Consider the following 16,569-nt stretch of genomic DNA (forward strand, 5'->3'; position numbering starts at 1 on the left):
CTTAAAACCTATTTTAGAGGTTATCCGTAAATTCCCTCTATTGTAGAGGGATGGAACAAAAAAAGAATGTCTCTTTTTGTATCTTTAGTATGATAATGTTTTGAAGAAATAAGGCATATTTTTGAGTGTTAAGATGGATTTGAATTAGATCTTTTGACACGCTCTTTTTGTAGGAGAGGCATATTTACTTTCTATCAAGGGAAATCGTAAAGCTCCAAAGAGTTTCTAAATCAGAAACTCTTTGGAGCTTAATTTTTTGGATAAGGGATGTGCAAAAGTTCTGGGACGGTCACAAAATGATATCCTTCTTGCTTAAGTCTAGGAATGATGGTATCCAGTGACTTTGCGGTGTTAGAAAGGTCCATGGTCCAATGGCCGCCGTCGTGCATCAAAACAATTGTTCCGGCATGCATGTTCTTAAATACATTATTGGTGATTTCTGTTTCTGGGATTTGCTTCCAGTCTAATGAATCAGAAGACCAGTTAATCGCATAGACATTTTCATTTGGCAGCTCGTTGATCATTTCTTTCGTTAAATTTCCATATGGAGGACGAAACAGCTGTGTTTCAAAACCGGTAATGTTTTTAATAATAGCCTGAGTTTTGGCAATTTCCCAGTGAAACTTTTCAGTAGATTCCTTTAGTAAATTGGGGTGCCAATAGGTATGAATCCCAACAGCATGACCTTCGGCTACCATTCTTTTCACCAGCTCAGGGTGTTCGTGAGCTTTTGCCCCAATAAGAAAAAAGGTTGCTTTAATACCATGCTTTTTCAATTGATCCAATACATGTGGAGTAAAGCGCGGATCCGGTCCATCATCAAATGTTAGGGCGGTTTGCTTTAGTTGGTTATTACCTTGATAAAGCAAACGGTCACGCACAGCTACATTTTTTACTTGTTCCGCTTTACATAGTGCAGGAAGGGCTCCATTAAATAAGAAACACAGTGTGAAAAGCAGTACGCTAATTTTTCGTATCATGTACATGCACGCTCCTTTCTAGGGCAAAGTATAACGTTATGATACCCGATTAAAAATTTTGTATGAAGCTGAATTTCCCTTTTGTGTCAAAGCGTATGATATGAATGAAACAGCGTACTATAATAAACAGTTACTATTAGGTGAAGAAAGGAAAAAGCAGATGAAAAAAATAATGATTGCCGTAGCATTGATTTTTTCGCTAAGTTTATCTCCCTTAGCTGAATATATTTCCTATCATGATGACTATAACGCAAGTGCAAGGTCGTATCGTTCGGGGAAGCGGTCGTTTAATAGACAGCCAAGTGTTAGACAAAATGAGCCGAGGTCTAATTTTTCAAACCGCAGAAATGGAACTGTAAATCGAGGCGTTACCCGTTCAAAACGAGGAGGATTCGCTCGTGGACTGCTTTATGGCGGCCTGGCAGGGATGTTATTTGGCGGTTTGCTTGGTCATATGGGTGCACTGGGCGGGATTTTTGGGTTGTTAATTAACATTTTAGCTATTGTGCTTATAATTAATTTAATTCTGCGTTTATTCCGCCCTTCTCGTCGCGACAATAATTGGAGATAGACCGTAATTGCTGTCATAAACTAACAAGAAAGCTCCATATAAATAAGAAAACGCTTTCTATAGTTAATCGAAAGGATGAAACGTATGTCAGCAAACAGACAGCGCAGCAAATACCTGGCGTTTTGCACAGAATGCGGTCTCCCAAACAGGTTAACATTGTTTCTTTTAAGACAGTACGTTGCGACAGACGAATATAGCGGATTTTATTGTGGGAATTGCGGAATTCGAAACGAATTTCCAGATTCGGTCATTGAATATATTAAAGAACTTTAAAAAAGCTGGGACAAGAAAATCCGAACGCGTTTGATTCTCCACCAAGAATCAAACGCGTTCGGATTTTTTCATTGGTAGAGTGAACGTAGGCAGTATGTAGGTGCTTCTAGCTGTTGATTGGAGGGTAAGGTGAAGACTTCTGGGGAAAAGCGGAAAAGGTGAGACCCTGCAGGAACAGAAGCGGCGAGGAGGCTCATCGGCCGCCCGCGGAAAGCGAAGTCTTGTACGGAAATCAACAGTGGTGAAACAAGCGATCCATATTAGACCATTTATTTCATTTGTTTGTCTGTAGATCGATTTCGTTATGTCTCAATCTCTCTGTTTATTTGATAAAACTATGTTCTAAATGAAAATTAAAAAGAAAAACATAGCTGTGCAAAAAGATAGCTAAATAATTTTTTTCCTAAGGATAATCAATAAATTCCGCCCTTCAGGCTTGCTGATTAGGGCAAGTGCAAAACGATTTATAAGAAGAGTAGGTATAATGACTAATTGTAAGACCTAACTAACATTTTTGATTGCAGAAAATCGATTGAACCATACTTTAAAAGGAAGCATACACTATATTAAAATTTTAGAAAACGGAGGAATTGACTAATGCCTGTTTCCGTCATTTTCAACCAAATAAACGTGGTAAGTATGGTGTCCAATTCAGTAATTGCTTCAGGTCAAAATAGCCAGCCAGATTGGAATTCCCAAGGTAAATTTAACTTAGGAAACGGTTTTGCTATAAATTCAGCTATATTGGGCAGCACAAATATCATTAATGATCAGGATGTTTGTGATACGCCAATTACTCAGCCGGAAAATATTAATCCTCAGCCAGTTTCTCAGTTCTAGGAAAAGAAGATGAAAGAAGTTGAGAAAAGTTGATTATAAAATTTACTAATCTTAATGTTACGTATATTTCTAATAACTCTGGTATTTTCACAGGAGAAAATACTCAATCAGATTGGGAAGTGAATTGGAAAAGTAATACGGGGTTTGGTGAAATAATTGGCTATAATAACTTTGCCTCTCAAATGGTAAATGTTATTAACGATAATGACGTCGTTGATTCCTATTTTTCTGAAAATATAGATGTCAACAACGCCCCTGTTACACAAAGTTAAATGAGGAAAAACGGGTTCTGCAAATACCCCTTTAAGCACTCTTATTATTCTGTCAGAGTGGCGAGAATAGATTAGTAATAGAGTTAAACCATCTTTTATACAGATGGTTTTTTGCTAGCTTATTTTAGGATGTAATCGCAGCTATTAACATAGACCAAAAGGTAATGACAGGAATACTTTTATCGTAAACGGAGTAAGTATCATAGAAAAGACGTAAAAGCTCAAATGATTAAAGAGACGTTCAATTTGAGGTAAACAGATAAGAATTTAAACATAAGATAATGTATTTTCAGTTTTATATTGAATGTGATGAAGTAAACTGCTGTCTGTGAGGTGTTTTTATGTCTAATATTCACTATCATTCCATCAAAGTAAATAAAATTCAAAACAGTTCAGGCCTATTTTATGGCGTTAATATTCAATATAAATGGAGTCATAAAAGTCGAATTTCTGACGGTTTCGGAAAAATAGTTGGTGATTCTAATAAAATTTTAAATAATACCACCGTGGCGAAAATCCCTAAAAAGAATGATGAATAAGAACGTAGAGTTAAGCTTTCTTTGCGACTTGCTCAAAAGAATCATTTACATCATCTTCACCAAGAACAAGATGTGTGTTATAGGATAGTTGATTATCATCTCCCGAAATTGTGCCGAAACCTGAATTACTGCTGCTGATCGTAGTTTCCCAATTTTGTTGAACATTCTTCCCTATAAAAACTCCTGCGTTGTTTTTAACCGCATTTACGGTGAGATCATCAAAAACGATTTGAGGAGAACAAAGGTGTATTTTCATAATTCCTCCCGATACATATGAGACATTAGTTCAAGTTATCTAATACACTACTATATGTTGTAAATGGGCTAAAAGTGTTAAATCAAATAAGGGGTCAAACTCTATGGATGAAAAGGTGCTGAATATACTCCAAAACATTGAAAAAAGGCTCACAAGTTTAGAAAAAAACCTGCATGAACTTTCAAAAGAAAAGGTCCACTCTTTTCATTTGGATATAAAGAACGTTGAAACACTGAACTTGGACGAACTGTCTTATTATTTAGAACATATTGATGTAAAGGAACTCAGTGGAACGTTGAATATTGGTAATACTTTTCCTGCGCAAACGAATCGATATCAAGCGCCGGTAAAGAAAGGTAAACAAACAACAAATGACTCTGATGTTAATGGGAAATCGGGTAGTCAAAATAATAAAGCAAAAAATAAAGAAAAGGGCCCTTCTGAAATATCAGTTAAAATTAATGAAAGAAGCGTTCCTTACAGACTAATCCATACGGAAGAAATGAGGGAGCCTGATCAAGCTCTAGAATCCACTTTTAGCATAGGTGACATCCACATTGGCACAATCGAAGATGCTTCAGCTGTGAATTTTGGCAATAACTTTCCGACAAACTTTAGAAGTCATAAAAAAGTGAGTCAAGGATTCGGCAATATTTTAGGTAATCAAAATGACATTCATGACATCTTATCCTCTTTGGAAGAAAAAGGTATATCGGAAGTATACAATGAAAACCAAGACGGTAAGCCGCCCCAGTGGCTGGACACAATGATAGAAGAACAAACGAAGGAAATGGATGAAACAAAACTAAATGAAGATGAAAAGGGGGAATAAGAAATAGTATGTGAATGTTGGATTTCAAAAGCAGTGTTGTTGATGCTGAATTTCTGAAAGGAAGCTTTAATTGCGGAATAAAGAAGAATTAGTAATAGAAAACCTGCTACTTGTTTGGAGTAGCAGGTTTTTTAGTTTGTTTCTCGGCTGCTGCAGTTTTAACACAAAAAAGAGCATGCGTAATTTAATTGAATACTGGGACAGATCGGTTCTTTCATTCCCACAGATATGGAGTCTCTTGGTAAACATAATAGTTCAACCAATTCATAAACAGCAGGTTGGCATGAGAACGCCATGTTTTTAAAGGGTTTTTGTCAGGATCATTGTTTGGGAAATAGTGTTCCGGAAGCTTTGGTTCTAGCCCTCTTTCTGTATCTCGAAGAAATTCTTCCTGCAGTGTTTGAACGTCGTACTCTGGGTGACCTGTAACGAAAACAAACTTTTCGTCTTTAGACATCGCCATATAAACACCAGCTTCTTCAGAGTAGGAAAGAAGCTCAAGCCCAGGATGGTTTTTTACTTCATTCATGTCGACGTCGGTGTGACGAGAATGAGGAGAATAAAAGACATCATCAAATCCTCGCAGCAGCTTAATCGGTTCTTCACTCGATACCACATGCGTAAATACACCCGTGCATTTATCAGAAAGAGGTCGCTTGTCAATGCCAAAGTGATGATAAAGTCCGGCTTGAGCTCCCCAACAGATATGAAGGGTAGAAGTCACATTTGTTTTACACCAATCCATAATTTCTTGAAGCTCTTTCCAGTAGTTTACTTCTTCAAATGGTATATGTTCTACAGGTGCCCCTGTAATAATCATTCCGTCATATTTTCGTTCTTTAATTTGTTCAAACGTTTTATAAAACTGATCTAGGTGATTTTTACTCGTTGTTTTTGCTTTATGGCTTGCCGTATAAAGAAGTGTAATATGCACTTGCAGCGGTGAGTTCCCGAGTAAACGTAATAATTGCGTTTCAGCTTTTTCTTTTTCCGGCATTAAGTTTAGGATAACAATATTAAGCGGGCGAATTTCTTGGTTAACCGCGCGCACGTCGTCCATGATGAAAATTCTCTCTTTTTCTAAAATTTCTTTTGCCGGAAGATCACGTGGAATATTAATAGGCAATAAAATTCCTCCTATTCGATTTCGAAGTAATGACGCGTATAAATGTTCTTTCTCACGTGAAGATGAGGTCCAACATTTATGTACAATATACTATTATAGGAATATACAGAATATTAAGCAATTGAATTTTGAAAAAAAAGAGCATTAATATGCGTAATGGCTAAAATGAAATGGTACAATAAGGTTAAACTGGAGCGTTGCTATGCTTTTTTAGCTTGACTGAAACTCAGTAAAATTTATAGCACAGTCGTTCTTGTATTTATTAAACTTCATATCTCCCCCAGAAAATGGATTTTATCCTTTTTTGATGAAGTGTTTAAAAAGAATTCTCAGCAGAAAAGGGGTTTTTATATGACAACTAAGAAGCAAATAAAAAGTGATTTGCAAATTGCACAAGAGGCAACGATTAAACCGATTAAAGAGATTGCCGAGCACCTGGATATTTTAGAGGCCGAGCTAGAGCCGTACGGACATTATAAAGCCAAGCTTTCTTTGTCCGTTATGGAACGTTTACACACAAAACAAGATGGAAAAGTGATTTTAGTTACAGCTATTAATCCAACTCCAGCAGGAGAAGGGAAGTCGACAGTGACAGTTGGCTTAGCTCAGGCATTACATAGATTAGGTAAAAAAGCGATTGTCGCCATGCGTGAACCATCTCTTGGTCCGGTAATGGGAATTAAAGGAGGTGCCGCTGGCGGCGGTTATGCTCAAGTGCTTCCAATGGAGGATATTAACTTACACTTTACTGGAGACCTGCATGCCATCACAACAGCTAACAACGCGCTGGCAGCTATTTTAGATAACCATATACATCAAGGAAATGAATTGCGTATTGATACACGTAAAATCACGTGGAAACGAGTGGTGGATTTAAACGACCGCGCGCTGCGTCAGGTCGTCATTGGATTAGGTGGTCCGATGCAGGGTGTTCCGCGAGAAGATGGATTTGATATTACGGTGGCATCAGAAATTATGGCTATTTTCTGCTTAGCGTCAGATTTACAAGACTTGAAGCGTCGCTTAGCGTCTATTGTGGTAGCTTACAACATAGACAATGAGCCTGTAACGGTTGCAGACTTAGGTGCACAAGGAGCGCTTACTCTTCTTTTAAAAGATGCGATTAAACCAAACCTTGTACAGACGTTGGAACATACTCCAGCCCTCATTCACGGAGGTCCTTTTGCTAATATTGCCCACGGTTGCAATAGCGTCATTGCCACAAAAATGGCTGCAAAACTAGGCGACTATGTAGTAACAGAAGCGGGATTCGGGGCAGATTTAGGCGCAGAAAAATTCCTGAATATTAAAGCTCGTATGGCAGATATTAAACCTGAAACGGTGGTAATCGTTGCGACAATTCGGGCTTTGAAAATGCATGGGGGCGTTCCTAAAGAGCGTTTAAATGAAGAAAACATTGAGGCTTTAGAAGCGGGAATTGAAAATCTGGAAAAGCATATTGAAACGATTCAGGCATTCGGCGTTCCTTACGTTGTAGCCGTGAACCGTTTTGTGACGGACTCAAAAGGTGAAGTAGAAGCGCTTATGAATTGGTGTGCTTCAAAGAATGTTCCAGTTGCTTTAACAGAAGTATGGGAAAAAGGTGGAGAAGGCGGCGTCATGCTTGCTGAAAAAATTCTTGAAGTCATGAACGAGACAGAAAGTCAATTTTCTCCTCTTTACGATGTGTCAGCTTCGATTCCAGAAAAAGTAGAAGCTATTGCTAAAACTGTATATGGAGCACAAGGCGTAGATTTTGCTCCAAAAGCGTTAAAACAAATACAGCAATTTGAAGCAAACGGTTGGGATCACCTGCCAATTTGTATGGCCAAAACGCAGTATTCGTTAAGTGATGATCAGACGAAGCTTGGGCGACCAACTGATTTTAAGATTACGGTAAGGGAATTCCGTCCTTCACTCGGAGCTGGGTTTCTTGTGGCGCTAACAGGTTCAATTATGACAATGCCTGGACTTCCAAAAAAACCTGCTGCGCTCAATATGGATATTGACGAGAATGGACATGCCCTAGGGATTTTTTAAGAGAAGAGGCTAGGGTAAGAGTGTTTTAGTTGAAGGAAAATCCGAACGATGAAGCAAGATTCTTGATGAAGAATCAAACTCGTTCGGATTTTTTCATAGTTATGGTAAAAAGAAGTTTCATGGGTGTAGTGGCTTCTAGATGTAGATTGGGTGGACTTAGTTGGGTCTCAATCTCTTTCTTGCAATATAAAACAAAATAACAGGTATGTTATGAATTAATTTGGCAAGAAAGAAGAAGAGCTGACTGTTCGTATTTTATAAAAAAGGAAGTAGTTGAAATGTTTGATCCGATTGTATTTGATAATTTAAAAGTTGTTGTAGAAGGAGAGATCTATGATCTTGACTTATCTGGGCAAGTATCTGTTACGAATCGCGAAGATTTTGTAGACTTAGCTCAGTTTACTCGAACGTACCGCATTTCTTTTCAACAGCATTTTTGCTGTACCGCGTCGCTAACTTTATCAACCGACTTAGACAACATTCATGCCGAATTAACGCCTTCCCGTGTAGAAAAACCAGGGTGTACAGTTTATATTCATTTTCAGCTAAAAAAACAAAAACCGTTTGAAGAAGCTGAGTTTCAAAACATACAGGGAATGTGTGAGAAGATCTGGGGAACAACAAGAGTTGTTAAGCAGCGTATTACTCATGAAGTCGGAGGAAGCGAATACGAAAACAATATTGAGGTAACCTTTAACCGATTTATTTACGAAGACCAAGTAGGAGATTTAATTGAGATGATTGATTACATGCTGCAAACGACTGATCAGCTAAAGGTTCTTTACGACAAATCATAAGAGCGTTTCAGTTGTACTTCCGAAATAAAGTGAATTACAATAGGGAAAAGGAGGCGTTTTGATGAGCGTGTATGAATACTCGGCAAAAACAATTAAAAACGAAGACGTATCGCTATCTAACTATCAAGGTGACGTGCTGTTGATTGTAAATACAGCTAGCAAGTGCGGCTTTACCCCTCAATATAAAGATTTGCAGGCGCTGTACGAAGAAGAAAAAGAAAACGGTCTAACGGTTCTAGGTTTTCCTTGCAATCAGTTCGGTGGTCAAGAGCCAGGAAGTTCAAATGATATTGAACAATTTTGCGAGTTAAACTATGGCGTTTCGTTTCCGATGTTTGCAAAGGTAGATGTAAAAGGGGAGCATGCACACCCATTATTTACATACTTAACAGAACAAGCACCGGGTCTACTAGGTTCCAAAGGGATAAAGTGGAATTTCACAAAGTTTTTAGTGAATCGTCAAGGTGAAGTCGTGAAGCGATACGCACCTCAAACTGCACCAAAAGATATTCAAAAAGATATAAAAGAATTGCTTTAAAAGCAGGTGGATCTCCATCTGTTTTTTATTTTTCAGGAAGGATTTTCAAACGGTGATCCGCTGTCAGTGAGACGAGCGCCTCACTTTGTGCTAAAATAATGGTGGATATAATTGAGGTGAGCAAATGAATAAAATAGTGGAAACAGAAAAGTGGGTTCAAGCAAAGCTTGCGCATGACACAACGGGTCATGACTGGCAGCATATCGATCGCGTGCGTCGAAATGCAGTGCTTTTATATAAAAAAGAAGGCGGCAACCGGGAAGTTATCGAACTAGCCGCACTTTTACACGATGTTGTAGACGATAAGCTAGTGGAAGATGTTGAAAAGGCGTACGAAGAAGTGTGGGAGTGGCTGAAGAGTCATCAGGTAGAAGAAGAGAACTGCAAGCATATCGTTCACATTTTACAAACGATGTCATTTAAAGGCGGAAACCGTCCGGCTATGGATACGCTTGAAGGTGAAATTGTTCAAGATGCAGATCGTTTAGATGCGATTGGTGCAATTGGTATCGCACGTACGTTTACGTATGCAGGTGCTAAAGGCACGGCTTTGTATGATGAAAACATTGCTGTACGAAGTGAGATGACGGAAGAAGAATATAGACACGGCAAATCAACGGCTATTGCACACTTTTATGAAAAGTTATTAAAGCTCACTGCGTTAATGAATACTCAAACAGCACGGTCTCTAGCGCAAGAGCGACATACATATATGAAAGAATTTTTAGTTCAATTTAAGAAAGAGTGGAATTATCATTATGAAAATGCTGACTGTTGAAAACTTAACAAAAACGTATGGAGAAAAAGAGCTGTTTCATCAACTAACATTTACCATTACGGAAAATGAGCGAATCGGCTTAATCGGTGTAAACGGAACAGGGAAATCAACGCTTCTTAAAATTATCGCAGGTTTAGAGCTCGGAGACGAAGGAGATATTGTTCATGCTAAAGACTACAGCGTGACATATTTACCGCAGCATCCGGATTTTGATGAAGACTTAACGGTTCTGGAGCAAGTTTTCAGCGGAGATACGCCTCTTCTTAACTTATTAAAAAACTATGAGCTAGCTCTGTATGCGTTAGAGCAAGACTCTGCAAACGAAAGAAATCAGCAAACATTGTATGATTTACAGCAGAAAATGGATGCGATGAACGCATGGGAAGCCAATTCTAACGCACAGTCGATTTTAACAAAGCTTGGAATTTCAAATATGAGTGCAAAAATTGGTGAGCTTTCAGGTGGACAGAAAAAGCGCGTGTCCATTGCGCAAAGCCTAATTCAAACACCTGATTTACTGATCTTAGATGAGCCGACTAACCACTTAGATTATGAGACCGTTAAATGGCTCGAAGAATATTTATCCAAATATCAAGGAGCCGTGCTGCTTGTTACTCATGATCGCTATTTCTTGGATGCTGTTACAAACCGAATTTTTGAATTAGACGGTGGGAATTTATATAGCTATAAAGGAAACTATGGTGCTTTTCTAGAAGGAAAAGCGATTCGAGAAGAGCAGGAAAAAGCAACTCAAGCAAAATTAAGCAACTTATACCGCAATGAATTGGCTTGGATTCGCAGAGGAGCAAAAGCGCGTACGACTAAGCAAAAAGCGCGTATCCAGCGATTTGATGAATTAGAAGGGAAAATCGATTCCTCTGAAAAAGAATCACTGGATTTAAGTTTAGCAGGCAGTCGCCTTGGGAAAAAAGTGTTTGAATTAAAAGATGTGTCTAAGACGTATGAAAATAAAATCATTCTTTCAGATTTTACGCACATCGTGAAAAAACAAGATCGAATTGGAATTGTCGGAAAAAATGGAAGCGGAAAGTCTACCCTGTTGAATATGATTGCAGGACGCATTGAGCCGGACAGCGGTGAAATTGACAGAGGACAAACGGTTAAAGTTGCTTACTATACCCAAGAAAGCGATGATATGGACTTGAATCAACGCATGCTTGATTATATTAAAGAATCGGCAGAAGTTGTGCATACGACGGATGGAAAAATGATCTCTGCGTCGCAAATGCTTGAGAGATTTCTATTTCCTTCACATACGCACGGAACACCGATTCAAAAATTGTCCGGAGGAGAGCGCCGTCGTTTATACTTATTGAAATTATTAATGACATCGCCAAATGTTTTGCTTCTAGATGAGCCGACTAATGATTTGGATACTCAAACGCTAACGGTGCTTGAAGACTACCTCGAAGAATTTCCAGGTGTTGTGATCACGGTATCGCATGATCGCTATTTCTTGGATAAAGTAGCAGATTACTTACTAGTTTTTGAAGGAGAAGGAAACATTTCGATTTATTTTGGCGCTTATACAGATCAATTGGAAGAAGCGATGAAGAAGAAGCAGGCAATGGTTCAGCAGGCTAAAGTGAAAGAAGAAAAGCCAAAACAGCCGGAGAAAACAAAAAAGCGTCGCTTAACGTATAAAGAACAAAAAGAATGGGAAGAAATCGAAGATAATATTGCAGCAAAAGAAGAAGAAATTGACCGCTTAACAAGTGAAATTGAACAGGTGGGCAGCGATTATACAAAAGCGCATAACCTATCGTTAGAACAAGAAAAAGCAAATGAAGAATTAAATGCACTGCTTGATCGCTGGGCAGAGCTTTCAGAGCTGATTGAAGAAATTGAAAACGCGTAAACAAGTCGTTAGACTGAGTATAAAGCACATGCTACAATTTTAATGAGAGGAGTACGATACGATATGAACATTAAATCAATTGAGCCAACGCCAAGTCCGAATACAATGAAAATTAATTTAGACGAAGTGCTATCAGGCGGAAAAAGCAATAACTATACGGAAAAAAATGCTGAAGCAGCGCCTGAAGTTGTTCAAGACATCTTGAAAGTAGAAGGGGTAAAAGGAGTCTACCACGTAGCGGACTTCTTAGCAGTAGAGCGAAATGCCAAATATGACTGGAAGCAAATTTTGCCGCAAGTTCGTGCAGCGTTTGGTGAAGATTTGCAAAGCAGCAGCGAGCAGCACAAAATGAATGAGCATTTTGGTGAGGTCAATGTGTCAGTTCAAATGTTCAAAAATGTACCGATGCAAGTCAAGCTAACGGACGGAAATGAAGAAAAGCGCTTTGGTCTCCCCGAACGATTCGCAAAAGCGGTAGCAGAACTTCAACGTTTTTCAGATAATGTGGTATTAGAACGGAAATGGAAAGAACAAGGCGTTCGTTACGGAGAGTTAGCGGCTATCGGAGACGAAGTAGTGGAAGAGCTAGCAGCAGCATATCCGCAAGAAAGATTAACTCGCCTTGTGGCTAATGCACAAGAAGAAAAAGAAGGCGGAAAAGTTGTACAACCGCGTAAAACCTATAAAGTTACAGAAGAAATGCTAGAAGACAACGATTGGTCAGTGCGCTATGCCCATTTAGAACAAATGGATCCAACAGAAGCTGATTTAGACGTTTTAAATAAAGCGCTTGATGATGAAAAAGCATCTATTCGCCGCTTAGCTACGGTCTACTTAGGAATGATTGAATCAAAAGCGGTACTGCCTTATTTATACAAAGCCTTAAAAGACAAATCAGTCACTGTGCGCCGTACTGCTGGAGACTGCATGTCAGATTTAGGTTTTGAAGAAGGTATTCCGGCAATGTGTGAAGCTCTTGGTGATAAAAACAAGCTTGTTCGCTGGCGTGCAGCTATGTATTTATACGAGGTAGGGGACGAGACGGCTCTTTCTGCATTAAAAGCAGCAGAGAATGATAAAGAATTTGAGGTAGATTTACAAATCAAGCTAGCAATTGAACGTATCGAAGGGGGAGAAGAAGCAAAAGGTTCTGTTTGGAAACAAATGACGGAAAGCAGAAAAGCATAAAAAAAAGATCATTCACTTGAATGATCTTTTTTTACGACTGTTTTGCAGCGGGAATTGGAAACTGCATAGGCTGCATGGTGTTATCAATTTTAATAGGCTGATAGCCCGACTGCTTTAAGTAAGTCAAAATAGCAGGAAGGGATTGTGCCGTAAAGGATTTATCATGAAATAAAATGACTGGTGTTCTTCCATTGGAATTAACCCCTTGAATATGAGGTTCAAGGCCCTGAATAATTCTAGGTGCAGAACGAAGTGCCCAGTCTTCACTGTCTACATTCCAGTCCCATAATTTAAAGTGGCTTAGCAACTCTGTACGGTGCGGCTCTTTTAAATAAGGAACGCTGCCGTAAGGAACGCGGATTAACTTACTGTCAACACCGGTTACTTTCTTCACTGTCGCTTGACACTCCTGCATTTCTTTTAACGCGGCGCCGTCTTCACTATACATGACATGAATATCATGAGAGACGCCGTGACAGCCGATGGCATGTCCTTCCTGTGCTACTTTTTTAGCAATTTCAGGGTGAGCGTCAATTTGATGCTTTAACATAAAGAAAGTTGCTTTTACGTTATATTGACGCAAAGCATCTAAAATATGAAGAGTATCAGGTGTTGGACCATCGTCAAACGTAAGGTAAACAGGCTGTGTAAGAGCTTGATTTTGATCGTTCACCGTATTTCCTACATACATATTATGATGAAGTGTATTAAGCAGCTTCTCAGGCTGTGCTGAAGATGTAGCTTCTTTCAGCGGCAACGCAGTAGATGCTAATACTTGCTGAGATGCAGCGGATTCACTTCCTTTGGCTTCTGTAATAAAAAACAAAGAAGCGACGATCACTAACACTAAAGACAAAAATGCATAAAATCGTTTGTTTGGCTTAAATCGCTTGTTCGGTTTAAATCGCTGGTTCAATTTGAAAATCCTTTCTACTAAACTACTATTTACTACTATAGTACAAAAAATGGAATATTAATAGTAAAAATCGACATTTTTATGGAAAAAAATTAGATGATATGACCCGGTTTTAATCTTTTTTTGTCAAATGGAAAAGGAGAACGGGACAGCGATAAGGATTTGAAGAGTGAGTAGCTAGATTTTTCCTGGTTTTTATAGTATGCTTTTAGCGTGAATGATTGTTAGGAGGAATGTTAATATGTCAATGGCATATGAAGAATATATGCGTCAGTTAGTTAAACCAATGCGTCAAGAATTAACTCAAGCTGGTTATGAAGAATTAACAACAGAGGAAGCCGTAGTTGATTTTATGGAAAACGTAGAAGGCACAACTTTTGTTGTCGTTAATTCAGTTTGTGGATGCGCTGCTGGTTTAGCACGTCCTGCAGCAACGCAAGCGTACTTACAGTCTGAGCAAAAACCAGATCAAGTGGTAACTGTTTTTGCTGGCCAAGATAAGGAAGCAACAGCTAAAATGCGTGAATATTTTGGGGACATTGAGCCTTCATCACCGTCTATGGCGCTTTTAAAAGGAAAAGAAGTCGTTCATTTTATTCCTCGACATGAAATTGAAGGTCAGCCGTTAGAAGTTATTTTTGAAAACATTTTAAATGGCTTTAAGCAGCACTGTTCATAAAATGTCCTGCTTTTGTCACATCTAGTATATAGATTTTTAGAGAAAAATCGCATATACTTTATAAGAAAAAGGATGTCTATCGGCATCCTTTTTCTTTATGTAAATAGCCAAACAGTGTAGGGGGAGTTATGAAAGTGATTGTTACGACTGCTGGTCGAACAAATGAACAGATGATTGTAAAAGCCAAACAAGTAGCCGCTGATTTAAGTATACCTTTTGTAGTAAGAGAGAAGAAATCCGTTGCAGATCTTCAGAATCTTCAAGCTGCAGATGTGCTGGTTGTCGGTAAGAATAGAGTAGAGTTGCACGTTCAAAACGAAGAGGAACCTATTTTTTTTCATCCAAACTCCGCTATGTTTAGAGTGAAGAGATGGCTGCGGGGAGAACGTGATCCGTTTATTGAAGCTGCTGGTTTAGAAAAAGGAATGAGCGTGCTTGACTGTACACTTGGTCTTGCATCGGATAGTATGATGGCGAGCGCAGCGGTAGGGGAAAGCGGGAAAGTTGTCGGACTAGAAGGCAACCGCTATGTAGCTTATTTAGTCAAACAAGGGCTTTTAAATTGGGAAAGTGACGTACAAGAGTTGAACGATGCAATGAAGCGTATAAACGTGGTTCATCAAAATTTTGAAGCGTTTTTGGCGTGTTGTGAAGATAATTCTTTTGATGTTGTCTACTTTGATCCTATGTTTCAAGAGCAAATTGATGAATCGAATGGAATTAACGGTATTAAAGCAATAGCACTTTATACTACGCTGACGCCAATGGCTATACAAGAAGCAAAAAGAGTAGCCAAACAAAAGATCGTGCTAAAAGATCATTGGAAAAGCACTCGTTTTGAAGAACATGGATTTACCGTACAAAAACGAAAAACATCAAAATTTCATTACGGGACAATTGATATACAATAATAAACAAAAAAGTAAAATGAATCCCGATCATTGAAAAGACTTCCAAAACCTTTTAGGGATTAAAAAGTTTTGGAAGTTTTTTTTATGAATTTCATCTAAAGTTCATAAAAGTATGATATATTTTTGAACATAAAAATACTTTTGTGTTTAAGCATCCAGCAAAAAAGGAATATCTTGTATAGGTTTCCGCTCGGTGTGACAAGCTCAAACAGAAGAAGGAAGGTGCTAACTAAAAAGTCGTCGAATGCCCGTAGGCAGCATAAATGAATAAGCAAATATAGGTAAAAAATTAATAAGTATGTTACAATACCTAGTGAGTTATAACAATGAATTTTACGATATGAAAAGACCATATGGGAAAAGATGAGAAAGGAAAGATACGAATGCCTAGATGGATAAAAAGAATGCTAATTGTATTTATTACAGTATTTACATTTGGGCTTGTCACTCCACCAGAATATTTATACGTTGATGATGCAAAAGCGGACAAGCAACATAAAGCAGGGTATGTAAGAGAAACAACTCCTGTCACAGCTGTTATAGAAGATATTCATTTGCCATATGAAGAACCAAAATATGAAGACGTTTCATCATTTGTTACGTATGCAATGGAATCAGCTGAAAAACAGTCAGTGGAAAAATTCGGAACAAAAATTGGACCTGTCATTGAAGATGAATTTCGTCAAGCAGTGTTACCTAAAATTGAAGAAGTGCTGACCGACATTGGCACTGAGCGTGAACAGTCGATTCAGAATCTCGAGATAAGCGAGCATCCTGCTGCTGGCTACGGTGAAAAGATTTTCCATGTATATGACCGGGAAACCGGTCAGGACTTAATACGATTTCATGTACGGCGTGAAAATCCTCCAAAAGATGGATACTGGTTTAATTTTCACTATCATGCGGCTGCAGATAATTTTCAGAAGCATTATGATTTAGGGAAAATTTATTGGAACCGAAACATGCCGCCTAAATGGTTTAGCTGATAATAGACACAACATTCTGTGATTTCGAAATGTTAGCTTTTTTAAGCTAGCATTTTTTTACGTCTAAAACCGTTATGGTCTAAATAAGCTGAAACATTAGCACAACGATAAAAAAATCGTTTATAATGAAGTCAGACTTCTTACCATAGAATAGGGAGAAGGAACGAA

The 16,569-nt window shown here is 38.4% G+C and carries 19 protein-coding genes; 15 read left to right on the top strand and 4 right to left on the bottom strand.

What is annotated here, in order from left to right; all coding sequences use genetic code 11:
• Nucleotides 1-248: 248 nt before the first annotated feature.
• Nucleotides 249-980, bottom strand: a complete 732-nt coding sequence (locus LJC66_RS09920; protein WP_230932454.1) for a polysaccharide deacetylase family protein — start codon at nt 978-980, stop codon at nt 249-251.
• Nucleotides 981-1,140: 160 nt separating this feature from the next.
• On the opposite strand from LJC66_RS09920, the gene LJC66_RS09925 reads away from it, so the two are divergent.
• From LJC66_RS09925 to LJC66_RS09945, 5 genes are all read left to right on the top strand, one after another.
• Nucleotides 1,141-1,551 carry a hypothetical protein gene (locus tag LJC66_RS09925; protein WP_025752021.1) on the top strand — a complete coding sequence of 137 codons (411 nt, stop codon included), beginning with the start codon at nt 1,141-1,143 and terminating at the stop codon, nt 1,549-1,551.
• Between the two features lie 84 nt (nt 1,552-1,635).
• Complete coding sequence (locus tag LJC66_RS09930; protein ID WP_014460480.1) at nt 1,636-1,824, top strand: hypothetical protein; 189 nt, start codon at nt 1,636-1,638, stop codon at nt 1,822-1,824.
• 639 nt (nt 1,825-2,463) lie between these two features.
• Nucleotides 2,464-2,664: a hypothetical protein gene (locus tag LJC66_RS09935; protein ID WP_223260161.1), complete on the top strand. Its 201-nt coding sequence runs from the start codon at nt 2,464-2,466 to the stop codon at nt 2,662-2,664.
• Between the two features lie 29 nt (nt 2,665-2,693).
• Nucleotides 2,694-2,936: a hypothetical protein gene (locus LJC66_RS09940; RefSeq protein WP_050690033.1), complete on the top strand. Its 243-nt coding sequence runs from the start codon at nt 2,694-2,696 to the stop codon at nt 2,934-2,936.
• A 341-nt stretch (nt 2,937-3,277) separates the two neighbouring features.
• Complete coding sequence (locus tag LJC66_RS09945) at nt 3,278-3,475, top strand: hypothetical protein (RefSeq protein WP_230932455.1); 198 nt, start codon at nt 3,278-3,280, stop codon at nt 3,473-3,475.
• Between the two features lie 10 nt (nt 3,476-3,485).
• On the opposite strand, the gene LJC66_RS09950 is transcribed toward LJC66_RS09945, so the two are convergent.
• Nucleotides 3,486-3,731, bottom strand: coding sequence for a hypothetical protein (locus LJC66_RS09950; RefSeq protein WP_050690031.1), 246 nt, complete (start codon nt 3,729-3,731; stop codon nt 3,486-3,488).
• Between the two features lie 103 nt (nt 3,732-3,834).
• Here LJC66_RS09950 and LJC66_RS09955 point away from each other — a divergent pair, with 103 nt between their 5' ends.
• Nucleotides 3,835-4,563, top strand: coding sequence for a hypothetical protein (locus LJC66_RS09955; protein WP_230932456.1), 729 nt, complete (start codon nt 3,835-3,837; stop codon nt 4,561-4,563).
• A 214-nt stretch (nt 4,564-4,777) separates the two neighbouring features.
• Here LJC66_RS09955 and metA read toward each other — a convergent pair whose 3' ends face one another.
• Nucleotides 4,778-5,689: a homoserine O-acetyltransferase MetA gene (gene metA, locus LJC66_RS09960; RefSeq protein ID WP_043982019.1), complete on the bottom strand. Its 912-nt coding sequence runs from the start codon at nt 5,687-5,689 to the stop codon at nt 4,778-4,780.
• 351 nt (nt 5,690-6,040) lie between these two features.
• On the opposite strand from metA, the gene LJC66_RS09965 reads away from it, so the two are divergent.
• The 6 genes from LJC66_RS09965 to LJC66_RS09990 all read left to right on the top strand — a co-directional run bounded on the left by LJC66_RS09965 (nt 6,041) and on the right by LJC66_RS09990 (nt 12,909).
• Entirely contained in the window at nt 6,041-7,729 is a 1,689-nt protein-coding gene (locus tag LJC66_RS09965) for a formate--tetrahydrofolate ligase (RefSeq protein WP_195694379.1), read from the top strand.
• Nucleotides 7,730-8,007: 278 nt separating this feature from the next.
• Nucleotides 8,008-8,526 carry a hypothetical protein gene (locus LJC66_RS09970; RefSeq protein ID WP_195694377.1) on the top strand — a complete coding sequence of 173 codons (519 nt, stop codon included), beginning with the start codon at nt 8,008-8,010 and terminating at the stop codon, nt 8,524-8,526.
• Nucleotides 8,527-8,587: 61 nt separating this feature from the next.
• Nucleotides 8,588-9,064 (top strand): glutathione peroxidase, encoded by a 477-nt coding sequence (locus LJC66_RS09975; RefSeq protein ID WP_050690027.1) that lies wholly within the window; start codon nt 8,588-8,590, stop codon nt 9,062-9,064.
• Nucleotides 9,065-9,188: 124 nt separating this feature from the next.
• A complete protein-coding gene (locus tag LJC66_RS09980; RefSeq protein ID WP_195694374.1) occupies nt 9,189-9,842 on the top strand; it encodes an HD domain-containing protein in 654 nt (217 codons plus the stop codon).
• Nucleotides 9,823-11,721: an ABC-F family ATP-binding cassette domain-containing protein gene (locus LJC66_RS09985; protein ID WP_230932457.1), complete on the top strand. Its 1,899-nt coding sequence runs from the start codon at nt 9,823-9,825 to the stop codon at nt 11,719-11,721. Before LJC66_RS09980 ends, LJC66_RS09985 begins: the two co-directional genes overlap by 20 nt.
• Before the next feature lie 63 nt (nt 11,722-11,784).
• On the top strand, nt 11,785-12,909 hold the full coding sequence (locus LJC66_RS09990; protein ID WP_097823632.1) for a conserved virulence factor C family protein: 1,125 nt from the start codon (nt 11,785-11,787) through the stop codon (nt 12,907-12,909).
• 31 nt (nt 12,910-12,940) lie between these two features.
• On the opposite strand, the gene LJC66_RS09995 is transcribed toward LJC66_RS09990, so the two are convergent.
• Nucleotides 12,941-13,825, bottom strand: coding sequence for a polysaccharide deacetylase family protein (locus tag LJC66_RS09995; RefSeq protein WP_230932458.1), 885 nt, complete (start codon nt 13,823-13,825; stop codon nt 12,941-12,943).
• Nucleotides 13,826-14,066: 241 nt separating this feature from the next.
• Here LJC66_RS09995 and LJC66_RS10000 point away from each other — a divergent pair, with 241 nt between their 5' ends.
• From LJC66_RS10000 to LJC66_RS10010, 3 genes are all read left to right on the top strand, one after another.
• Nucleotides 14,067-14,504 (top strand): BrxA/BrxB family bacilliredoxin, encoded by a 438-nt coding sequence (locus tag LJC66_RS10000; RefSeq protein WP_013056693.1) that lies wholly within the window; start codon nt 14,067-14,069, stop codon nt 14,502-14,504.
• A 134-nt stretch (nt 14,505-14,638) separates the two neighbouring features.
• Nucleotides 14,639-15,415, top strand: coding sequence for a class I SAM-dependent methyltransferase (locus LJC66_RS10005; RefSeq protein ID WP_230932815.1), 777 nt, complete (start codon nt 14,639-14,641; stop codon nt 15,413-15,415).
• 383 nt (nt 15,416-15,798) lie between these two features.
• Nucleotides 15,799-16,401: a YpjP family protein gene (locus LJC66_RS10010; protein WP_028413645.1), complete on the top strand. Its 603-nt coding sequence runs from the start codon at nt 15,799-15,801 to the stop codon at nt 16,399-16,401.
• Nucleotides 16,402-16,569 lie beyond the last annotated feature (168 nt).

Source organism: Priestia sp. TSO9 (assembly GCF_021029645.1).
GTDB lineage: Bacteria > Bacillota > Bacilli > Bacillales > Bacillaceae_H > Priestia > Priestia megaterium_E.

What these genes read in the sequence shown, in the direction of transcription:
- LJC66_RS10000 (WP_013056693.1), top strand. Translation starts at nt 14,067, where the DNA reads ATGTCAATGGCATATGAAGAATATATGCGTCAGTTAGTTAAACCAATG.
- LJC66_RS09950 (WP_050690031.1), bottom strand. Translation starts at nt 3,731, where the DNA reads ATGAAAATACACCTTTGTTCTCCTCAAATCGTTTTTGATGATCTCACC.
- LJC66_RS09970 (WP_195694377.1), top strand. Translation starts at nt 8,008, where the DNA reads ATGTTTGATCCGATTGTATTTGATAATTTAAAAGTTGTTGTAGAAGGA.
- LJC66_RS09925 (WP_025752021.1), top strand. Translation starts at nt 1,141, where the DNA reads ATGAAAAAAATAATGATTGCCGTAGCATTGATTTTTTCGCTAAGTTTA.
- LJC66_RS09990 (WP_097823632.1), top strand. Translation starts at nt 11,785, where the DNA reads ATGAACATTAAATCAATTGAGCCAACGCCAAGTCCGAATACAATGAAA.
- LJC66_RS09975 (WP_050690027.1), top strand. Translation starts at nt 8,588, where the DNA reads ATGAGCGTGTATGAATACTCGGCAAAAACAATTAAAAACGAAGACGTA.
- LJC66_RS09965 (WP_195694379.1), top strand. Translation starts at nt 6,041, where the DNA reads ATGACAACTAAGAAGCAAATAAAAAGTGATTTGCAAATTGCACAAGAG.
- LJC66_RS10010 (WP_028413645.1), top strand. Translation starts at nt 15,799, where the DNA reads ATGCCTAGATGGATAAAAAGAATGCTAATTGTATTTATTACAGTATTT.
- LJC66_RS09930 (WP_014460480.1), top strand. Translation starts at nt 1,636, where the DNA reads ATGTCAGCAAACAGACAGCGCAGCAAATACCTGGCGTTTTGCACAGAA.
- LJC66_RS09980 (WP_195694374.1), top strand. Translation starts at nt 9,189, where the DNA reads ATGAATAAAATAGTGGAAACAGAAAAGTGGGTTCAAGCAAAGCTTGCG.
- LJC66_RS09955 (WP_230932456.1), top strand. Translation starts at nt 3,835, where the DNA reads ATGGATGAAAAGGTGCTGAATATACTCCAAAACATTGAAAAAAGGCTC.
- LJC66_RS09985 (WP_230932457.1), top strand. Translation starts at nt 9,823, where the DNA reads ATGAAAATGCTGACTGTTGAAAACTTAACAAAAACGTATGGAGAAAAA.
- LJC66_RS09945 (WP_230932455.1), top strand. Translation starts at nt 3,278, where the DNA reads ATGTCTAATATTCACTATCATTCCATCAAAGTAAATAAAATTCAAAAC.
- LJC66_RS09935 (WP_223260161.1), top strand. Translation starts at nt 2,464, where the DNA reads ATGGTGTCCAATTCAGTAATTGCTTCAGGTCAAAATAGCCAGCCAGAT.
- LJC66_RS09920 (WP_230932454.1), bottom strand. Translation starts at nt 980, where the DNA reads ATGATACGAAAAATTAGCGTACTGCTTTTCACACTGTGTTTCTTATTT.